Source organism: Limosilactobacillus sp. (assembly GCF_051873035.1).
Lineage (GTDB): Bacteria > Bacillota > Bacilli > Lactobacillales > Lactobacillaceae > Limosilactobacillus.
Genome location: NZ_JBJEEL010000010.1, coordinates 1 through 15,215 on the forward strand (window position 1 = coordinate 1; position 15,215 = coordinate 15,215).

General features: G+C 51.1%; 10 protein-coding genes. All 10 read right to left on the minus strand.

Annotated features, from left to right (window positions below; all coding sequences use genetic code 11):
• Nucleotides 1–415 precede the first annotated feature (415 nt).
• The 10 genes from tyrS to purL all read right to left on the minus strand — a co-directional run bounded on the left by tyrS (nucleotide 416) and on the right by purL (nucleotide 15,213).
• Nucleotides 416–1,666: a tyrosine--tRNA ligase gene (gene tyrS, locus ACI31H_RS00830; RefSeq protein ID WP_439770104.1), complete on the minus strand. Its 1,251-nt coding sequence runs from the start codon at nucleotides 1,664–1,666 to the stop codon at nucleotides 416–418.
• 300 nt (nucleotides 1,667–1,966) lie between these two features.
• The gene (locus tag ACI31H_RS00835) at nucleotides 1,967–4,894 is read right to left on the minus strand and encodes an LTA synthase family protein (protein ID WP_439770105.1); all 2,928 of its coding nucleotides are present in this window, start codon (nucleotides 4,892–4,894) and stop codon (nucleotides 1,967–1,969) included.
• A gap of 165 nt (nucleotides 4,895–5,059) precedes the next feature.
• Complete coding sequence (locus tag ACI31H_RS00840; protein WP_439770106.1) at nucleotides 5,060–6,094, minus strand: hypothetical protein; 1,035 nt, start codon at nucleotides 6,092–6,094, stop codon at nucleotides 5,060–5,062.
• Between the two features lie 216 nt (nucleotides 6,095–6,310).
• Complete coding sequence (locus ACI31H_RS00845) at nucleotides 6,311–6,997, minus strand: 2,3-diphosphoglycerate-dependent phosphoglycerate mutase (RefSeq protein ID WP_289558916.1); 687 nt, start codon at nucleotides 6,995–6,997, stop codon at nucleotides 6,311–6,313.
• Nucleotides 6,998–7,090: 93 nt separating this feature from the next.
• Nucleotides 7,091–8,359, minus strand: a complete 1,269-nt coding sequence (purD, locus tag ACI31H_RS00850) for a phosphoribosylamine--glycine ligase (RefSeq protein ID WP_439770107.1) — start codon at nucleotides 8,357–8,359, stop codon at nucleotides 7,091–7,093.
• Nucleotides 8,360–8,376: 17 nt separating this feature from the next.
• Nucleotides 8,377–9,915, minus strand: coding sequence for a bifunctional phosphoribosylaminoimidazolecarboxamide formyltransferase/IMP cyclohydrolase (gene purH / locus ACI31H_RS00855; protein WP_439770108.1), 1,539 nt, complete (start codon nucleotides 9,913–9,915; stop codon nucleotides 8,377–8,379).
• Nucleotides 9,916–9,917: 2 nt separating this feature from the next.
• Nucleotides 9,918–10,499: a phosphoribosylglycinamide formyltransferase gene (gene purN, locus ACI31H_RS00860; RefSeq protein WP_439770109.1), complete on the minus strand. Its 582-nt coding sequence runs from the start codon at nucleotides 10,497–10,499 to the stop codon at nucleotides 9,918–9,920.
• A 9-nt stretch (nucleotides 10,500–10,508) separates the two neighbouring features.
• The gene (purM, locus tag ACI31H_RS00865) at nucleotides 10,509–11,546 is read right to left on the minus strand and encodes a phosphoribosylformylglycinamidine cyclo-ligase (protein WP_439770110.1); all 1,038 of its coding nucleotides are present in this window, start codon (nucleotides 11,544–11,546) and stop codon (nucleotides 10,509–10,511) included.
• A complete protein-coding gene (purF, locus tag ACI31H_RS00870) occupies nucleotides 11,543–13,009 on the minus strand; it encodes an amidophosphoribosyltransferase (RefSeq protein WP_439770111.1) in 1,467 nt (488 codons plus the stop codon). The genes purM and purF overlap by 4 nt, the downstream gene beginning before the upstream one ends.
• Nucleotides 12,985–15,213 (minus strand): phosphoribosylformylglycinamidine synthase subunit PurL, encoded by a 2,229-nt coding sequence (gene purL, locus ACI31H_RS00875; protein ID WP_439770112.1) that lies wholly within the window; start codon nucleotides 15,211–15,213, stop codon nucleotides 12,985–12,987. The genes purF and purL overlap by 25 nt, the downstream gene beginning before the upstream one ends.
• Nucleotides 15,214–15,215 lie beyond the last annotated feature (2 nt).

Below are 15,215 nucleotides of genomic sequence, written 5' to 3' on the forward strand. Positions count from 1 at the left end.
ACATTTGATTCGTCGAAACTTTGTTCAGTTTTCAAAGGTCTACCTTGTTAGCAGACAGCTAACAAATTTATTTTATCATAACCGCTAATTAATGTCAACAACTAATTTTAATTAATTATTTGTCAGCGCTCAATCAAGCAGCCTTAATAATATAGCATGATATCAAAACGATGTCAAACATATTTCAGAATTTTTTTCAAGAAACACATTGCCGCTTTGACAACGTTGACTATAATACATGGATTTACGATCATCGTCAAGCATTGATTTGCCAACTTTTTTGGTTGTCGGCCAAGAACATGAACTTCTCATCACCACCGCCGGCTTTCGTTTGTGTTTTAAACAAATTGTAAACAAAAAGCGGCATTATGGATTTCATAATACCGCTTTCTTATTAACAATTGTCACAAAAAAATTATTTTACCCGTGCCAAGAAGTAATGCTTCTTACCGCGCCGGACGATTACAAACTTACCGTCAAAGTGCGTGCTTGGGTCGACTTCAGCTTCCAGATCAGTGACCTTTTCACCGTTAATCCGGATGGCACCATTGGAAACATCTTGGCGTGCTTGCCGCCGTGATGGCTCAATCCCGTTATCCGTTAACCAGATAACAATGTTTTCCTTCTTATTTTCAACCTCCACGGATGGCATGTTCTTGAAGCCTTGTTCAATTTCATCGACGGATAATTCGGCAACATCCCCAGAGAAGAGGGCCTTGGTAATCCGTTCAGCTTCTTCAACCGCCTTTTCACCATGGACAAATTTAGTAACCTCTTCGGCCAGTCGCCGTTGCGCTTCCCGCTTCCAAGGTTCCTTCTTAACCTTTTCTGCTAAGTCGTCGATTTCTTCCTTAGATAGGAAGGTAAAGTACTTCAGGTATTTAACGACGTCCCGGTCATCCTGGTTAATCCAGAACTGGTAGAACTCGTATGGTGAGGTTTTCTTTGGATCCAGCCAAACAGCCCCACCGGCAGTCTTACCAAACTTTGTTCCATCCGCCTTCAGCATCAACGGAATTGTTAAACCATATACCTTAGTTTCTGGTCCTTCCACCTTGTGGATCAAGTCAATTCCAGATGTAATGTTTCCCCACTGGTCGGAACCACCAATCTGCAGTTGAACATTATTATGCCGGTACAGGTGTAAGAAGTCGACCGACTGGAGAATTTGGTAAGTGAATTCCGTAAAGGAAATCCCGGCGTCCAGACGACTGGCAACTACTTCCTTATTCAGCATCGTATTAATGTTGAAAAGTTTACCGTAGTCTCGTAGGAAGTCCAATAGGCTAATCTGGGAAAGCCAGTCATAGTTGTTAACAATCGTGAAGTTTTCGGTCCCGAAAAGCTTCTTCATTTGGGCTGTCAGGGCTTCTTCGTTATGGCGAACCTGGTCCATCGTCTGGAGCTTCCGTTCACTCTTCCGGCCGGACGGGTCCCCAATCGCACCCGTTCCCCCACCGATGATAATAACGGGGTGGTGGCCCGCCAACTGGAATCTCTTCAGGATCATAAATGGGATCAAGTGCCCGATATGAAGACTATCGCCTGTCGGGTCAGTCCCACAGTACAGTGCGATCTTATCGTTTTCCGTCAACTTCTTTAGTGCGTTGAGGTCAGTGGCCTGGTTAATCGCACCCCGCCACTCCAAATCGTCAATAATGTTCATTACTATTCCTCCTAAATCTCAGACAGCGGATAAAAAAAGTCCCTAACTTCAAAAGAAGTCAGGGACGATTTAACCGCGTTACCACCTTGAATTGCAGCCCTAAGGCTACCACTCTCGTCGATAACGGGACGATCCGTTCATTTAGACGGGCTCGGTAAGTGTAATTCGTTAACTAGCATTGGTGGGCTTACAACAACCGCCCACTTTCTATCTGTCCAGCTAGCCACTACTGTTTTACGTCAGCGCCCTTTAATAATTGCCGCTATTGTACCGGCTTTTGACCGTTGCTGTCAACCCTTATTAGCGGGCGACTCGTTTTAAGAAATGGTCATTTTGCAGGTAATGGTGACCCGCCGTTAGGTCATACTGGACCAACTGGTAGTCATGGAAAAGGCGGCGCTGGTGCTTATTTAACTTAACATGGCGCCCCTGCTGGTCAATAAAGTCGGTACCCCCTTGGTGGGCCGAGTTATTCTTGGCAGTTCCGTTAGTCGGCAAGGAGATGGCGGGCAGGTCAGTTTGCACCCTAGTTAGCAGCGCATAGTATGGCGAAACCTGAACGTCCATCTTAGCCAGTGCCATAGCCGCAAAGTCATTAGGGCTTACTAACTGGTGCGGCTTAACTAGGCGGTCATGGTTCATCCGCCGGGCGGCTTTATTACTATAGATAAAGTAATCCGTTTCGTGGAGCGGTACCCCGTACTTACCCATCGGCAGACCGTGATAAATTCCGGGAAGGTGGTCCCCATACCAGACTACGGTGATCGGTTGCTTGCTAGCATCCAGGCGTTGGATCCATGCCCGTAAGGCCTGATCAGTATAGTGAACCCCCTGAATATAGGCCTCAATCTGGCCCTGTTGGTCAGGATTATTGAAGCCCCGACCGCTGACATGGTACTGCCGCCGACGGTAATAATTTGGCTGGTACGGCATATGGTTTTGCATCGTGGCAACCTGGACAAATTTACCGTGAGGCTGGCGACGAAGGTTTAAGTCGATTTCCTTATAAGTCGAATCATCGCTAACCCGGGGATTATGCTGAATTTTACTCGTGTAGGTAATCTTGTCCCCACCATCGAAGTGGTAAAACTTATTAAAGCCAAACTTCCGATAGACCGTCTTCCGACTGTAAAGGTTGGCCGTGAAGGGGTGGATCCCAATACTGTAATTGAAGAGGTTATTAATGGTAAAGGTTCGCTTCTGGTATGGAACTAACTGGGAGTACGGTGTCGGCAAGGTCGGTGAGAAGTTGGCAATTGATAACCCGGTCAATGCCTGGTACTCCATATTAGCCGTACCACCACCATAGCCCGAACTCAGCATCAGGCCGCTGGTCGTTTGCTTCTTAAACTGGTGAAGGAACGGCAGTGGGTCGCCACCGCTGATCTTCATCCCCGGTACCCGGCGGGGGTCAGCAAAACTCTCACTCAGTACAAAGACCAAGTTCTGCTTCCCAACGGTTCGGTGGGTCCGCTGACGGTTAATCTGCTCCCCCACCCGATTGTAGCGACGTTCAATCTGCTGCATCCTAGCCGCCGAGTATCCGGCCGGCCGGTTCATGACGTGAACGTCGATGTTATTAGCAAACTGCAAGAGCGTCCCGTTCATCCGGGCACCCCGGATTTGTGAGTAGAAGTAGGGGGTGTCATCAATCCGTTGTAACTGTTTGTAAACAACTGAATTACTGTGGTTGGCCCGGGTAAAGCAGGCTAAGAAGCCGACCGCCAGGCAAGCTACAATCACCCGACTGACAATGTTAAAACGACAGGCCTTACCATAGCGGTGTTCTAGCCAGACAAATAGGGCCAAAACGAGGATAATCCCCGCTACCGTGACGATAATTACCCTTGGGTTAACCATCCCTAGTAACTCGCCCGGCGCCGCGACCGCTGAAATATCCGTCGGTAAGATCGGCTCATTTCGGGCCGCAATCTTAAGTACGGATGCACAGAGCCAGCCCAGGTAGAAGATAATCCCGATTCCGCTACTGAGCCACCAGCGGTTAGTGAGGGCCATCAAGATGAGGACCAGGGCCAGAATTATCAAGACGTTCACCGTTACAATCTTGGCCCGTTCCGTAATAACCCACTGGACCATCGTCAGGTCGTTGGCCCAGAGGTAGGCAAATGACGCTACAGTAATTAGCCAGAGAAGGGCGTAAGTCAACAAGAGTGGCCAGTAGCGACGGGCCACTTCACGCAGTCCGTGGAGTAGCTGCGGCCAATCAAATTGGAACTGCCACCGGCGCCCCAACCTTACCGCTAGCCAAGGCAGGGCCAGGGTTAGTAGCCAGAGGATAACCGCCGTCGTTACCGCCAGTGACCAGTTGACGGTGGGCCGCACCATTGGTGTGATTGCCCGTGCAGTCCCCAGCAGTCCCAAGAGGATAACCAACTGGCTAGCATTTTGGTCGTTAGCCCAGCGAACCGTTGTCGACCGCACCAACCAGGCCACTGCTAGGATACAGGTAATTACTACCAGTGGCTGGAAGGGGTTGATCGCTAATAGGTAGTGGGTATCGGGCGTTAATCCCTTGTGGGGGCTGTAAATTACGTGGCTCATATTAAGCCAGGTTACAATTCCTGACAACAGGAATGCTCCAATGGTAATGAGCAGGTAGCGCCACCGGGCCCAGCGTGCCAACCAGGCACGGTCATTAACTAACCAGTCCCCGACGGCAAAGAGGTAGATAAACCAGATCGCACTGGTCCCCCGGTGGAAGCCTAACAGGTCATTCCCATTAAAGAGACGTATCAAAAAATACGCCACCGTAATTCCAATCAACCAGTGGCGCCGTTGGCGAATCGACCAGCGGTGCAGTAGTCGCTGGAGTGGTTGCGCCAGTGCAAACAAAAAGGTGCTAGACAACCAGGTCACGAATATTTCCTGCGCCGCATAAAGTTCTGGCGACGACTGGGCCGCATTGACCACCGGCTGGGTCGTGTACTTGGCCCACAGGAAGCCCAGTGCCCCAATCAGCCAGAGAACTACCGTGGCCCCCCACCGCGACTGGGTATGGCGTTGTCCGCACCCAATCAGAATCGGTACTAGCACCACTAGGGCACCAACCGCTAACTTAACGAGCCACCAGCCCGCAAATAGTAGTGATGAATGGCCGGTTAAATGTGTCAGTAATTGTCCGGCCGTACAAAAGTAACACAGGATTGTCACTGCACTGATAAAAGCACCTGCAATGTAACCCGTGTTTCTCAAACGTTTGTTACTCATCCAATCCAACTTTCTATTAGAAATTCACTATCCATTATAAAAAGTCAACTACTGTCGATTCAATAGTCATTCCTGGGAATTAGTGTCATGATGCAACAACCAAAAAAGCTCCTAGTATTCTAACTTTGAACACTAGGAGCTAAAAATATTGCTACTTAATTAGGATTAGTCTTCCTTCTTAGCTTCCGGCTTCTTTTCATCGTCCGGTTTAACCGTTGGGGAAGGTTGTTCCTTGGCCTTCTTAGGTACGTAAACTTCGTGCACAAAGGCCTCACCGGTTAATTTTGCGACCGGCTTGAAGACATCCTTGAAGTCATCTTCAATGTCATCATCCGCTTTACTCTTAACATAGAAAAGAGCCCCGGTTGCAAAGACTACGGGTAGGTAGCAAATCAGACCGATAACGGCGATCAGCAGGCCGATGTACATCAGAACGTAAGTAGCGGTGTAATTACCGTAAAAGGCCAAGCCACCAAAGATTGCGGCCCAAACGACCATCGGTAAGATGATAACCAACAAGGTTACCAAGAAGTAGTTCAACTTGCGACCACCCATGAAGCGCCGACTAGCAGTTAGGGCGTGCCGCATCGATTGACCAAGAAACTGTGGTTGCTTTTCCCGGTACAGGAAGTAAGATTGGGAGAATTCAATACTCTTCCAAATTACAACGATCTCATTTACCAGTTGAATACCGCAAAGCCACATGGCGTTGTGTGTTAAGCCGCCGACCACATCTGCAACGATGGTTAACGACAGGCTCCACAAGAAGATAAACAGACCAATGTAAAGGGCAATCCGCCACAGTTGGTTCTTCCGTAGGTGCTTAAAGTACATCCAGATTGAACCAGCACTTACCGGTTGGTCCGGATTAGCCAAGTAGTCTTGGTAGGCATATTGGGCTGCCACCACGTAAAAGTTATAGAAGAAGGACAGCGTGGCAATCAGGGCAATTCCCACGAGTACTTCCAAAAGTCCCATCAACAGTGCTAATGGTGAGGCCATCCCGTACATGATCATCATGACACTCATCATCATTGACTGCAGAACGTTGGTTGCAAAAAGACTAATAATGCAAACAAGGGCAAAGTAAATAATGGTAACCCCACCGATCGGCCACATCGCTGAAAGGTAGTGTGGCTTCACCAGGGCCTTGAGATCCTTCACGAAGTCACTCAAGGATAAACTATGCTGTTTCTTCATATAAAAAACAATCCACCTTTTTAACTCAATTTGTTTTCCATCATACCACAACCTGTGCAGAGCTCAATTCTTTGGGCAGATCTTCGCACTTTTTTCATTAATTCAAAAGAGCATACGGCCCGCAGAACCCCCACAAGCGCAAATAGGCTTCAAGTGTTCAGATCACCCGAATACTTGAAGCCTATTTAATTTAACTCAATGTGTAGCACTTATATTTTAGTACTTTTCCTTGCTCAATACGTTGAGCTTGTCATCGAAGTCGTAAACAACTGGTTGGCCGGTTGCCATTTCCAGGTTCATGATGTCTTCGTCAGAAATGTTTTCGATGTACTTGCTCAATGCACGCAGTGAGTTACCGTGGGCAGCAATGATAACGTTCTTGCCATCCAACAGCTTTGGTGCAATTTGGTCTTGCCACAATGGGATAACCCGTTCCAGCGTAACCTTTAAGTTTTCACCACCAGGAATAGCCCGTGGGTCCAGGTTAGCGTAACGACGGTCGTTAGCAGCAGAACCTTCGTCGTCAGCACTCAGCAGTGGCGGCAAAACATCGTATGAACGACGCCAAATGTGAACTTGTTCGTCACCGTACTTTTCAGCGGCCTTCTTCTTGTTGTGGCCTTGAAGAGCACCGTAGTGACGTTCGTTCAAACGCCAAGTCTTGTATTCAGGAATCCACAATTGGTCACATTCTTCAAGTGCGTAGTGCAAAGTCTTGATAGCCCGCTTCAAAACAGAAGTGTAGGCGTAGTCAAATTCAATGCCGTGTTCCTTAAGGGCCTTACCAGCGTTCTTAGCTTGTTCAACACCCTTTTCACTTAAATCAACATCAACCCAACCGGTGAATTGATTGGACAGGTTCCATTCACTTTGACCGTGACGGATAAGTACTAATTTAGCCATGTTCAAATTGACCTCTTTCTTCTTAAAATCACTATATTATATAGCATACCCTACCATTTTAATCCAACCGGCTTAAAAATCCAATAGTAGGGACTAATTTTCGGTCGTCAGCCCCGCCTTGGCACCAATGTCGTGGCGGTAAAAGCACTCCGGTTCGTTCAAACTAGCCAGGTAAGCATAGACCCGGTCGTGGGCCGTTTGAAGTGAATCGGCTAAGGTTTCCACCATTAATAACCGGCCCCCGTTCCCGACGAGCTGGTCCTGGTCACCAGCAACGTTAGCATAGTCAATACTAATTCCGGCAACTTGGGGGAAACGGCCTAGGGTTTGACCGTGAACCGGCTTTTGCGGATAGCCCTTGGAAGCGAGCACGACACCAAAACTAGCCTGTGAGCTGGTCTTTACTTCTGGCAGGGGCTGGTCATTAAGTGCCCGGTCAACCAGTTCGAACAAGTCGGTCGCTAGTCGGGGTAGAATCACCTGGGTTTCTGGATCACCAAGCCGAACGTTATACTCAATTACCTTCGGACCCGCCGCGGTCATAATGAGGCCGATGTAAAGGATACCGTGGTAGTGGTACTCACCAGCCACCAGGCCATTAACAGTTGGTTCGACGACCTCATCAATGATTTGCTGGCGCGCGGCCGCCGATAGTTGGGGTAACGGGCTGTAAGCACCCATCCCCCCGGTATTGGGTCCCCGGTCACCATCATAGGCCCGCTTATGGTCTTGGGCCATTGGTAAAATCCGGTAGTGACCATTGCTCAATAGGACAAACATGGAGTATTCCTGCCCCGTCAGGCATTCCTCCAGTACCAACCGGGCCTGCCCGCTAGCAAACATTTCCTTGATCGTCCTAATGGCGGTTTCTCGGTCTGGCGCAATTACAACCCCTTTGCCGCCGGCTAGGCCATTTTCCTTAATCACAAGTGGGAAGCTAAACTGGTCAACCCCGGCTAACGCAGCCGTTTGATCACGGTACGAAGCGTGGCGGGCGGTTGGTACCCCGTAATTATTCATGAAGTTAAGGGCATAGTCTTTGGAGCCTTCGAGCTGGGCCGCCCGGGCACGCGGGCCAAACGCCTTTAAACCCGCTGCCTGAAAGTCATCCACGATTCCATCAACCAGACAATCTTCCGGGCCCACAAAGGTCCAGGCTACGTCATGTTCCTTAGCGAATTTAATGAGGCCGGCAAAATCAGTTTCCGCAATATCAACCGGCTGGACGCCCACCGTCGACATCCCAACATTTCCCGGTGCACAATAAACTTGCTTAACGTGGGGACTGGCCTGTAATTTTTTAGCAATCGCAAACTCCCGACCACCTTCACCAACAACTAATAGATTAACCTGTTCTGACATGCTAACCCTCCTACTAATTAGTGCCGGAAATGCCGGACGCCAGTTGTTACCATGGCAATTCCATACTTATTAGCCATGTCGATCGATTCCTGGTCCCGGATCGAGCCACCTGGTTGAACCACGGCCTTAATCCCGTGCTGACCGGCATATTCAACGCAATCACCAAACGGGAAGAAGGCATCACTGGCCATCACGGTGCGGTCATCGATATCGTCACCGGCGTGCTTAACGGCAATTTTTAGTGAGTCAATTCGGTTCGGCTGACCTTCGCCTACCCCGAGGGTCCGGTCACCATTGGCGACCACAATGGCATTAGACTTGGCGTGCTTAACCGCCTTCCAGGCAAACATCAGGGCCTTGAGCTGGTCTTCACTTGGCTGGGCCTTGGTGACACACTTCCAGTCATGGTAGTCCTCAGTTAGGACATCTTGTTCCTGCATCAAGAGACCGCCCATAACCGAAACAACCTCGTGACGCGGTTCTTCATCCTTCTTACTAAAGTCAACGGTCAGTAAGCGGATGTTCTTCTTCTTGGCTAAAACCGCGTAGGCATCATCATCGAACCCGGGGGCAATGACGATTTCCAAGAAGATCTTGTGCATCTTTTCCGCCGTAGCCAGGTCAACTTGCCGGTTAAGGGCAATGACACCCCCGAAAATTGAAACCGGATCCGCTTCGTAGGCCCGGTCCCAGGCCTGTTCAAGGTTGGCACCGCGGCCGATCCCACACGGGTTCATGTGCTTCATGGCAACAACCGTTGGTTCGTCAAACTCACGGATACACCGCAGGGCCTCATCCGCATCCTTAATATTATTGTAGGAAAGTTTCTTGCCGTGCAGCTGCTTAGCGGCCAGTACCGAGTATGACTTTGGCAAGGCGTCTTCGTACAACCAGGCCTTCTGGTGACTGTTTTCCCCGTAGCGCATCGTTTCCTTGAGGTCCCAAGTCAAAGTTAACTTTTCCGGATCTTCCAGGCCATTTTGCTTGGTCAGGTATTGGGCGATTAGGGCATCGTAAGCAGCCGTGTGCCGGAAGGCCTTGGCAGCCAGTTGCGCCCGGGTCGCTAGCGTCGTCGTTCCCTGGTTCTTAATTTCGGCAAGAACCCGGTCATAGTCAGCCTGGTCAACCACAATCGTGACGTCTCGGTAGTTTTTAGCGGCGGACCGGACCATTGATGGGCCACCAATATCAATATTTTCAATCGCATCGGCTAGCTTAACGTCCGCCTGTTCGATCGTCTGCTTAAACGGGTAGAGGTTGACACAGACCAAGTCGATTGGCGTAATGTTAAGTTTCTTCAGCGTTGCCATGTGTTCAGGTAGCTCTCGCCGGGCTAACAGGCCACCATGGACGTAGGGATTTAGTGTCTTAACCCGGCCATCAAGGATTTCAGGGAAGTGGGTCACGTCTTCAATGCTAATCGTCTTAACTCCTGCTTCATCTAAGACCCGCTTGGTTCCGCCAGTAGAAACAATTTCGTAGCCGTTATCAACTAATCCTTGGACAAAGGGGACTAGGTTCGTCTTGTCCGATACGCTTACCAATGCTCGTTTCATTATTAAAACTCCTTTTCTGTTGCCGCTAATAGTGCTTCACGTAATGCTAATGGGTACAGCTGGTGTTCAGTGGCATGAACCCGTTTCTCCAAACTTGTCAGGGTGTCATCTTTTCGAATTGGGACGTGGCACTGGGCAATTATTGGACCGGCATCCAGGGCCGCGTCAATATAGTGGACCGTTACCCCTGTCCGGGGACGGTGGTCATTAAAGGCCCGCTCAATAGAATGTAACCCCGGATACTCCGGCAGCCACGCCGGATGCAGGTTTACGATACGGTGGTCATATTCAGTTAAAATGGTCGGTCCAACTACCCGTAGGTACCCCGCCAGGGCAATGAAGTCAACCCGGTACTCTTTCAACACCGCCAGTAGTTTCTTCTCATATTCTTCTTTGCTCCCGCAAGACTTCACCGTAAAGCTAACTGCCGGAACCCCCAGTCGTTTGGCGCGGGCCATCACCGGGGCGTCCGGGTGGTTACAAAAGAGTAATACCAGTTCCCCCGGAAGGTCACCGGCCTGGAAATGCCGGGCAAGTTCTTCAAAGTTAGTCCCGTTACCAGATGCCAAAATTGCTACTTTCATCTCATTGCCTCACTTAATCTCGATCTTTTCTGCACCCGCTGGCCGTGGTTGGAGGGCCCCAATCCGGTAGTACGGCTGCTGCTGATCTTGCAATACCTTTTCAACAGTTGCTAATCGATCTGGCGCAACTGCTAACACGAAGCCGATCCCCATATTAAAGGTCGACCAACAATCGGCTAGCGGGAGGTCACCAAGTTGGCGGAGGTAGTTAAAGACGGGCAGCTGGGGCCAGCTTTGCCCATCAATTACCGCCTGCAAGTTATCCGCAAACATCCGTGGAACATTTTCAATCAGGCCACCACCCGTAATGTGGCTAATCCCGTGGACCAGACCCTGCCGAAGTAATGGTAGGACCGGACGAACATAAATTTTCGTCGGTTCGAGGATGGCCGCACCCACGGTTGCTCCCGCAAGTTCCGCTGGTCGATCACTGAGTTGAACATCGTGGTCCTTAAATAAGATTTGCCGAACCAAGGAAAAGCCGTTTGAATGCAGACCACTGGATGGTAACCCTAACAAGATATCCCCTGCTGCTGGTCGGTCGGCGGTTAACAAGGCCGCCTTATCAACCACGCCGGTCACGGTTCCCGCCAAGTCATACTCCTCTTTGGCATACATATCTGGCATCTCCGCCGTTTCACCACCAATCAAGGCTGCTCCTGCCTGCTGGCATCCTTTAGCAACCCCACTGACAATCGCTGCCATCTTAGCTGGCTCGTTATGACCAGCTGCAATGTAATCGAGAAAGAAGAGTGGTTCGGCCCCCTGCGCCAACACATCGTTGACACACATTGCGACCACGTCAATTCCAATGGTGTCATGTTTGGCCATCTTTTGGGCAATTAATAGTTTGGTTCCGACCCCATCGGTTCCTGAAACAAGGATCGGATGTTTCACGTGTAACATCCCCAGGTCAAACAGGCCACCAAAGCTGCCAATACCGCCCACCACTCCGGGACGGTTAGTTGAGGCCACGGCCTTTTTAATGCGGTCAACCAGTTCATAACCGGCATTAACATCGACCCCGGCTGCTTGATAACGGTTCATCGACTAGCACGCTCCTTTCGCTCACGCTGTTCTTGCTCGTTCAATGATTTTAAGTAACCGGCCTCGTAGTCATACAGTGGTGTCGGATAATCACCATTAAAGTAGGCGACCGTCAACCCGCCATAGGGCGCATTCCCAGCATCCGGGACATTAATCGAATTGATCAGGCCCTTGATGCTTAGGAAATTCAGGCTGTCGGCCCCAATCCGGCGGCGCATCTCGTCAACCGAGTAGTGGGCCGCAAACAACTCGGACCGGGTAGAAATATCAATCCCGTAGAAGCAGGGAAACTTGAATGGCGGTGAGGCAATCAGCATGTGGACCTCACGAGCACCGGCGGCCCGGAGCATTTTGATAATCTGCTTAGAGGTGGTCCCCCGCACAATCGAGTCATCGACCACCGCCACCCGTTTACCACTGACCACACCGCGAACGGCCGAGAGCTTCAGGTGTACCCCCCGCTCGCGTAGTGCCTGGGTTGGCTGAATAAAGGTCCGGGCCACGTACTGGCTCTTGATTAACCCCATTTCATACGGTAGGCCAATCTCCTCAGCATACCCCGAGGCGGCCGACAGTGAAGAGTTCGGCACCCCAATCACCATATCGGCATCCACCGGGTGTTCCCGGGCCAGTTGCCGTCCCATCGCCTTACGGGCATTATGAACGGTTACCCCATGGATAATCGAATCCGGCCGGGCAAAGTAGATATATTCCATTGAGCAAATGGCCAGTTGGGTCTTGGTGGTGTAGTGGTCGATGTGTAGGCCATCACGGTCAATGATGATCAACTCCCCTGGCTGAACGTCCCGCACAAAGCTGGCATTAACGATATCCAGGGCGCAAGTTTCGCTAGCGACCACGTAGGCCCCGTTGGCCAACTGGCCAATACACAGTGGGCGAATACCATTCGGGTCGAGGGCCGCAATCAGGCGGTCCTTTTGCAAAAGCAGGTAGGCAAAGCCCCCGTGGACCTGGTTGAGGCTTTCCTTCAGTGCTGGTATTAGGCCCTTTTTAATGTGCTTGCGAATCAAATGGATCAAAATTTCCGTATCAGAATCAGACTGAAAGACGGCCCCCTCGTCTTCAAGTTGACGACGGAGGGTGACTGCGTTAGTCAAGTTGCCGTTATGGGCCAGGGCAATATCACCATCGTGGAAGTGGAACAAAAAAGGCTGGACATTCACAATCGAGTTATGGCCACTAGTTCCGTAACGAACATGACCAATCGCCGAATCGCCAACCAACCGTTTTAATTCGGCCGGGTCGGCAAAGACCTTTGCTAGTAACCCCCGGTCCCGGTGCTGGTAAAGCTGTTGACCATCAGTAGAGACAATTCCGGCTCCTTCTTGTCCCCGGTGTTGGAGGGTATGCAGGCCGTAGTAGGTCAGCTGGCTGGCATCAGGCGCGCCAAAGACGCCAAAGACACCACATTCTTCATTTAGTCCTTTGATTTCAGCTGGCACGGCAAAGCCTCCTCCCAGATTTTCTGTAATTCCGTAACATTCTCATTCAGCTCGGCATCGGCTAAGTGGGCTTCTAACCAGTGGGTATTAGTGACGGCCCCAATTAATTGGGCCGCCGTACCGACCTTCTTTTCAAAGGCGGCCGCAAAGTTAGCTGGAACGGTAACGAGCAACCGGCCCGGCGTCTCGCTAAAGAGCTGGTTGGCCGTTACTTGTCGTAAGTCGAGGTCGAAGCCGTAGTCCGTCTTAAAGAGGGCCTCACTCAAGGCCACCCCGAGGCCACCTTCACTCAGGTCATGGGCACTTGCGACATGGCCGGCCTGCATCTCGGCCAGCACGCTGGTCAACTGGCGGTGGACCTGGTCAAGGTCAAATTCATTCAGGGTACCACCGATCTCCCCCGTCAGCATCTTTTGCAATTCAGACCCCGCATAGTCAGCGCCGGTCCGTCCCACCAGGTAAACCCGGTCACCGGGGTGTTGGACCGTCATCGGGATCACGCGGTCAACGTTTTTAACCAGACCAACCATCCCCACCATTGGCGTTGGGTGGATCGCCTGCCCGTTGTTTTCGTTGTACAGGGAAACATTGCCCGAAATAACCGGGGTATCAAAGACCCGGCAGGCAGCGGCCATCCCCGCAACGGACTGGTGGAGTTCCCAGAAAATCTCGGGATCATTCGGGTCCCCATAGTTCAGGCAGTCCGTAATCGCTAGCGGTTCGGCACCGGCGGCAATTACGTTAGCGGCTGCCTCAACCAAGGCAATTTGGCCCCCAACCTTAGGGCTGAGGTAAACAAAGCGACCATTACCATCAGTAGTCATCGCAAGGGCCTTGTGTGTTCCGCGAACCCGAATCACTCCCGCGTCGCTACCGGGACCGACAACCGTGTTAGTCCGAACCTGCGAGTCATACTGCTGGTAAAGACTACTCTTATCCGCAACGGTGCTCTGTTGAAGCAGGCGCCGTAAAATAGCTGCCGGATCCTTAATAGCGGGTTGCCAGGCGGGTGCCGATTCAGCAGCCGAAATCCGGGCCGGTTTCTTTTCGGCACTGGCCTCTTCCAGCACGTCATCGGTTAGGCTGGCTACCGGAATGTCACAGACAACCTGACCATCGTGGTGTAAAACGTACTGGTGACCGTCAGTAATCCGCCCGATCGTAACGGCTTCTAGGTCGTAGTTATCGAAAATCTGTCGAACATCTTCTTCGTGACCCTTGTTGACACACAGGAGCATCCGTTCCTGTGATTCGCTCAGCATAATTTCATAAGCCGACATATTGGCTTCCCGCTGGGGTACCAGGTCTAAGTTGAGGTTCATCCCGCTCTTTCCTTCCGCGGCCATTTCGGCACTGGAGGACACAATCCCAGCGGCCCCCATGTCTTGAATCCCAACTAGCCAGTCGGGATGTTTGGTAATGACTTCTAGGCAGGCTTCCAAAAGTAGTTTTTCCATGAAGGGATCACCCACCTGGACAGCTGACCGTTGGGTGGCGTGCTCATCACTAAAGTCAGCCGAAGCAAAGGTGGCCCCGTGAATACCATCACGCCCGGTCTTGGCACCGACGTACATCACCGCGTTGCCAACCCCGGCGGCCTTCCCCTTTTGAATGTCCTTTTGGTCCATCAGGCCAACACTCATGGCATTGCACAAGACGTTACCCTGGTAGCAGGGATCAAAAGTGGTTTCGCCAGCCACCGTCGGAATCCCCATACAGTTACCGTAGTCACCGATCCCCCGAACGGTCCCCGTAACTTTCATCCGGGTCTGATCGTTATCTAATTCGCCAAAGTGGAGTGAGTCGAGCGAGGCCACCGGACGGGCACCCATGCTAAAGATGTCCCGGAGAATTCCACCGACCCCGGTTGCTGCTCCCTGGTAAGGTTCGACCGTCGTTGGGTGGTTGTGGCTTTCCGCCTTGAAAACGACCGCCTGTCCATCGTCAATGTCGACGACCCCAGCACCCTCACCAGGTCCCTGCAGGACACGTCTACTCTTGTTGGGAAAAAGCCGCAGGACTGGCTTTGACTTCTTATAGGAACAGTGCTCGCTCCACATGGCCGAGAACAGGCCGGTTTCGGTATAGTTAGGTAACCGTCCCAGGAGTTTTTCACTAATGTAGTTATACTCATCCTCACTTAGGCTCCAGTCCAGGTAGGGTTTCTTCTCCTTAATTTCTTCCGGTGTCATCGCTTGCTTCATTA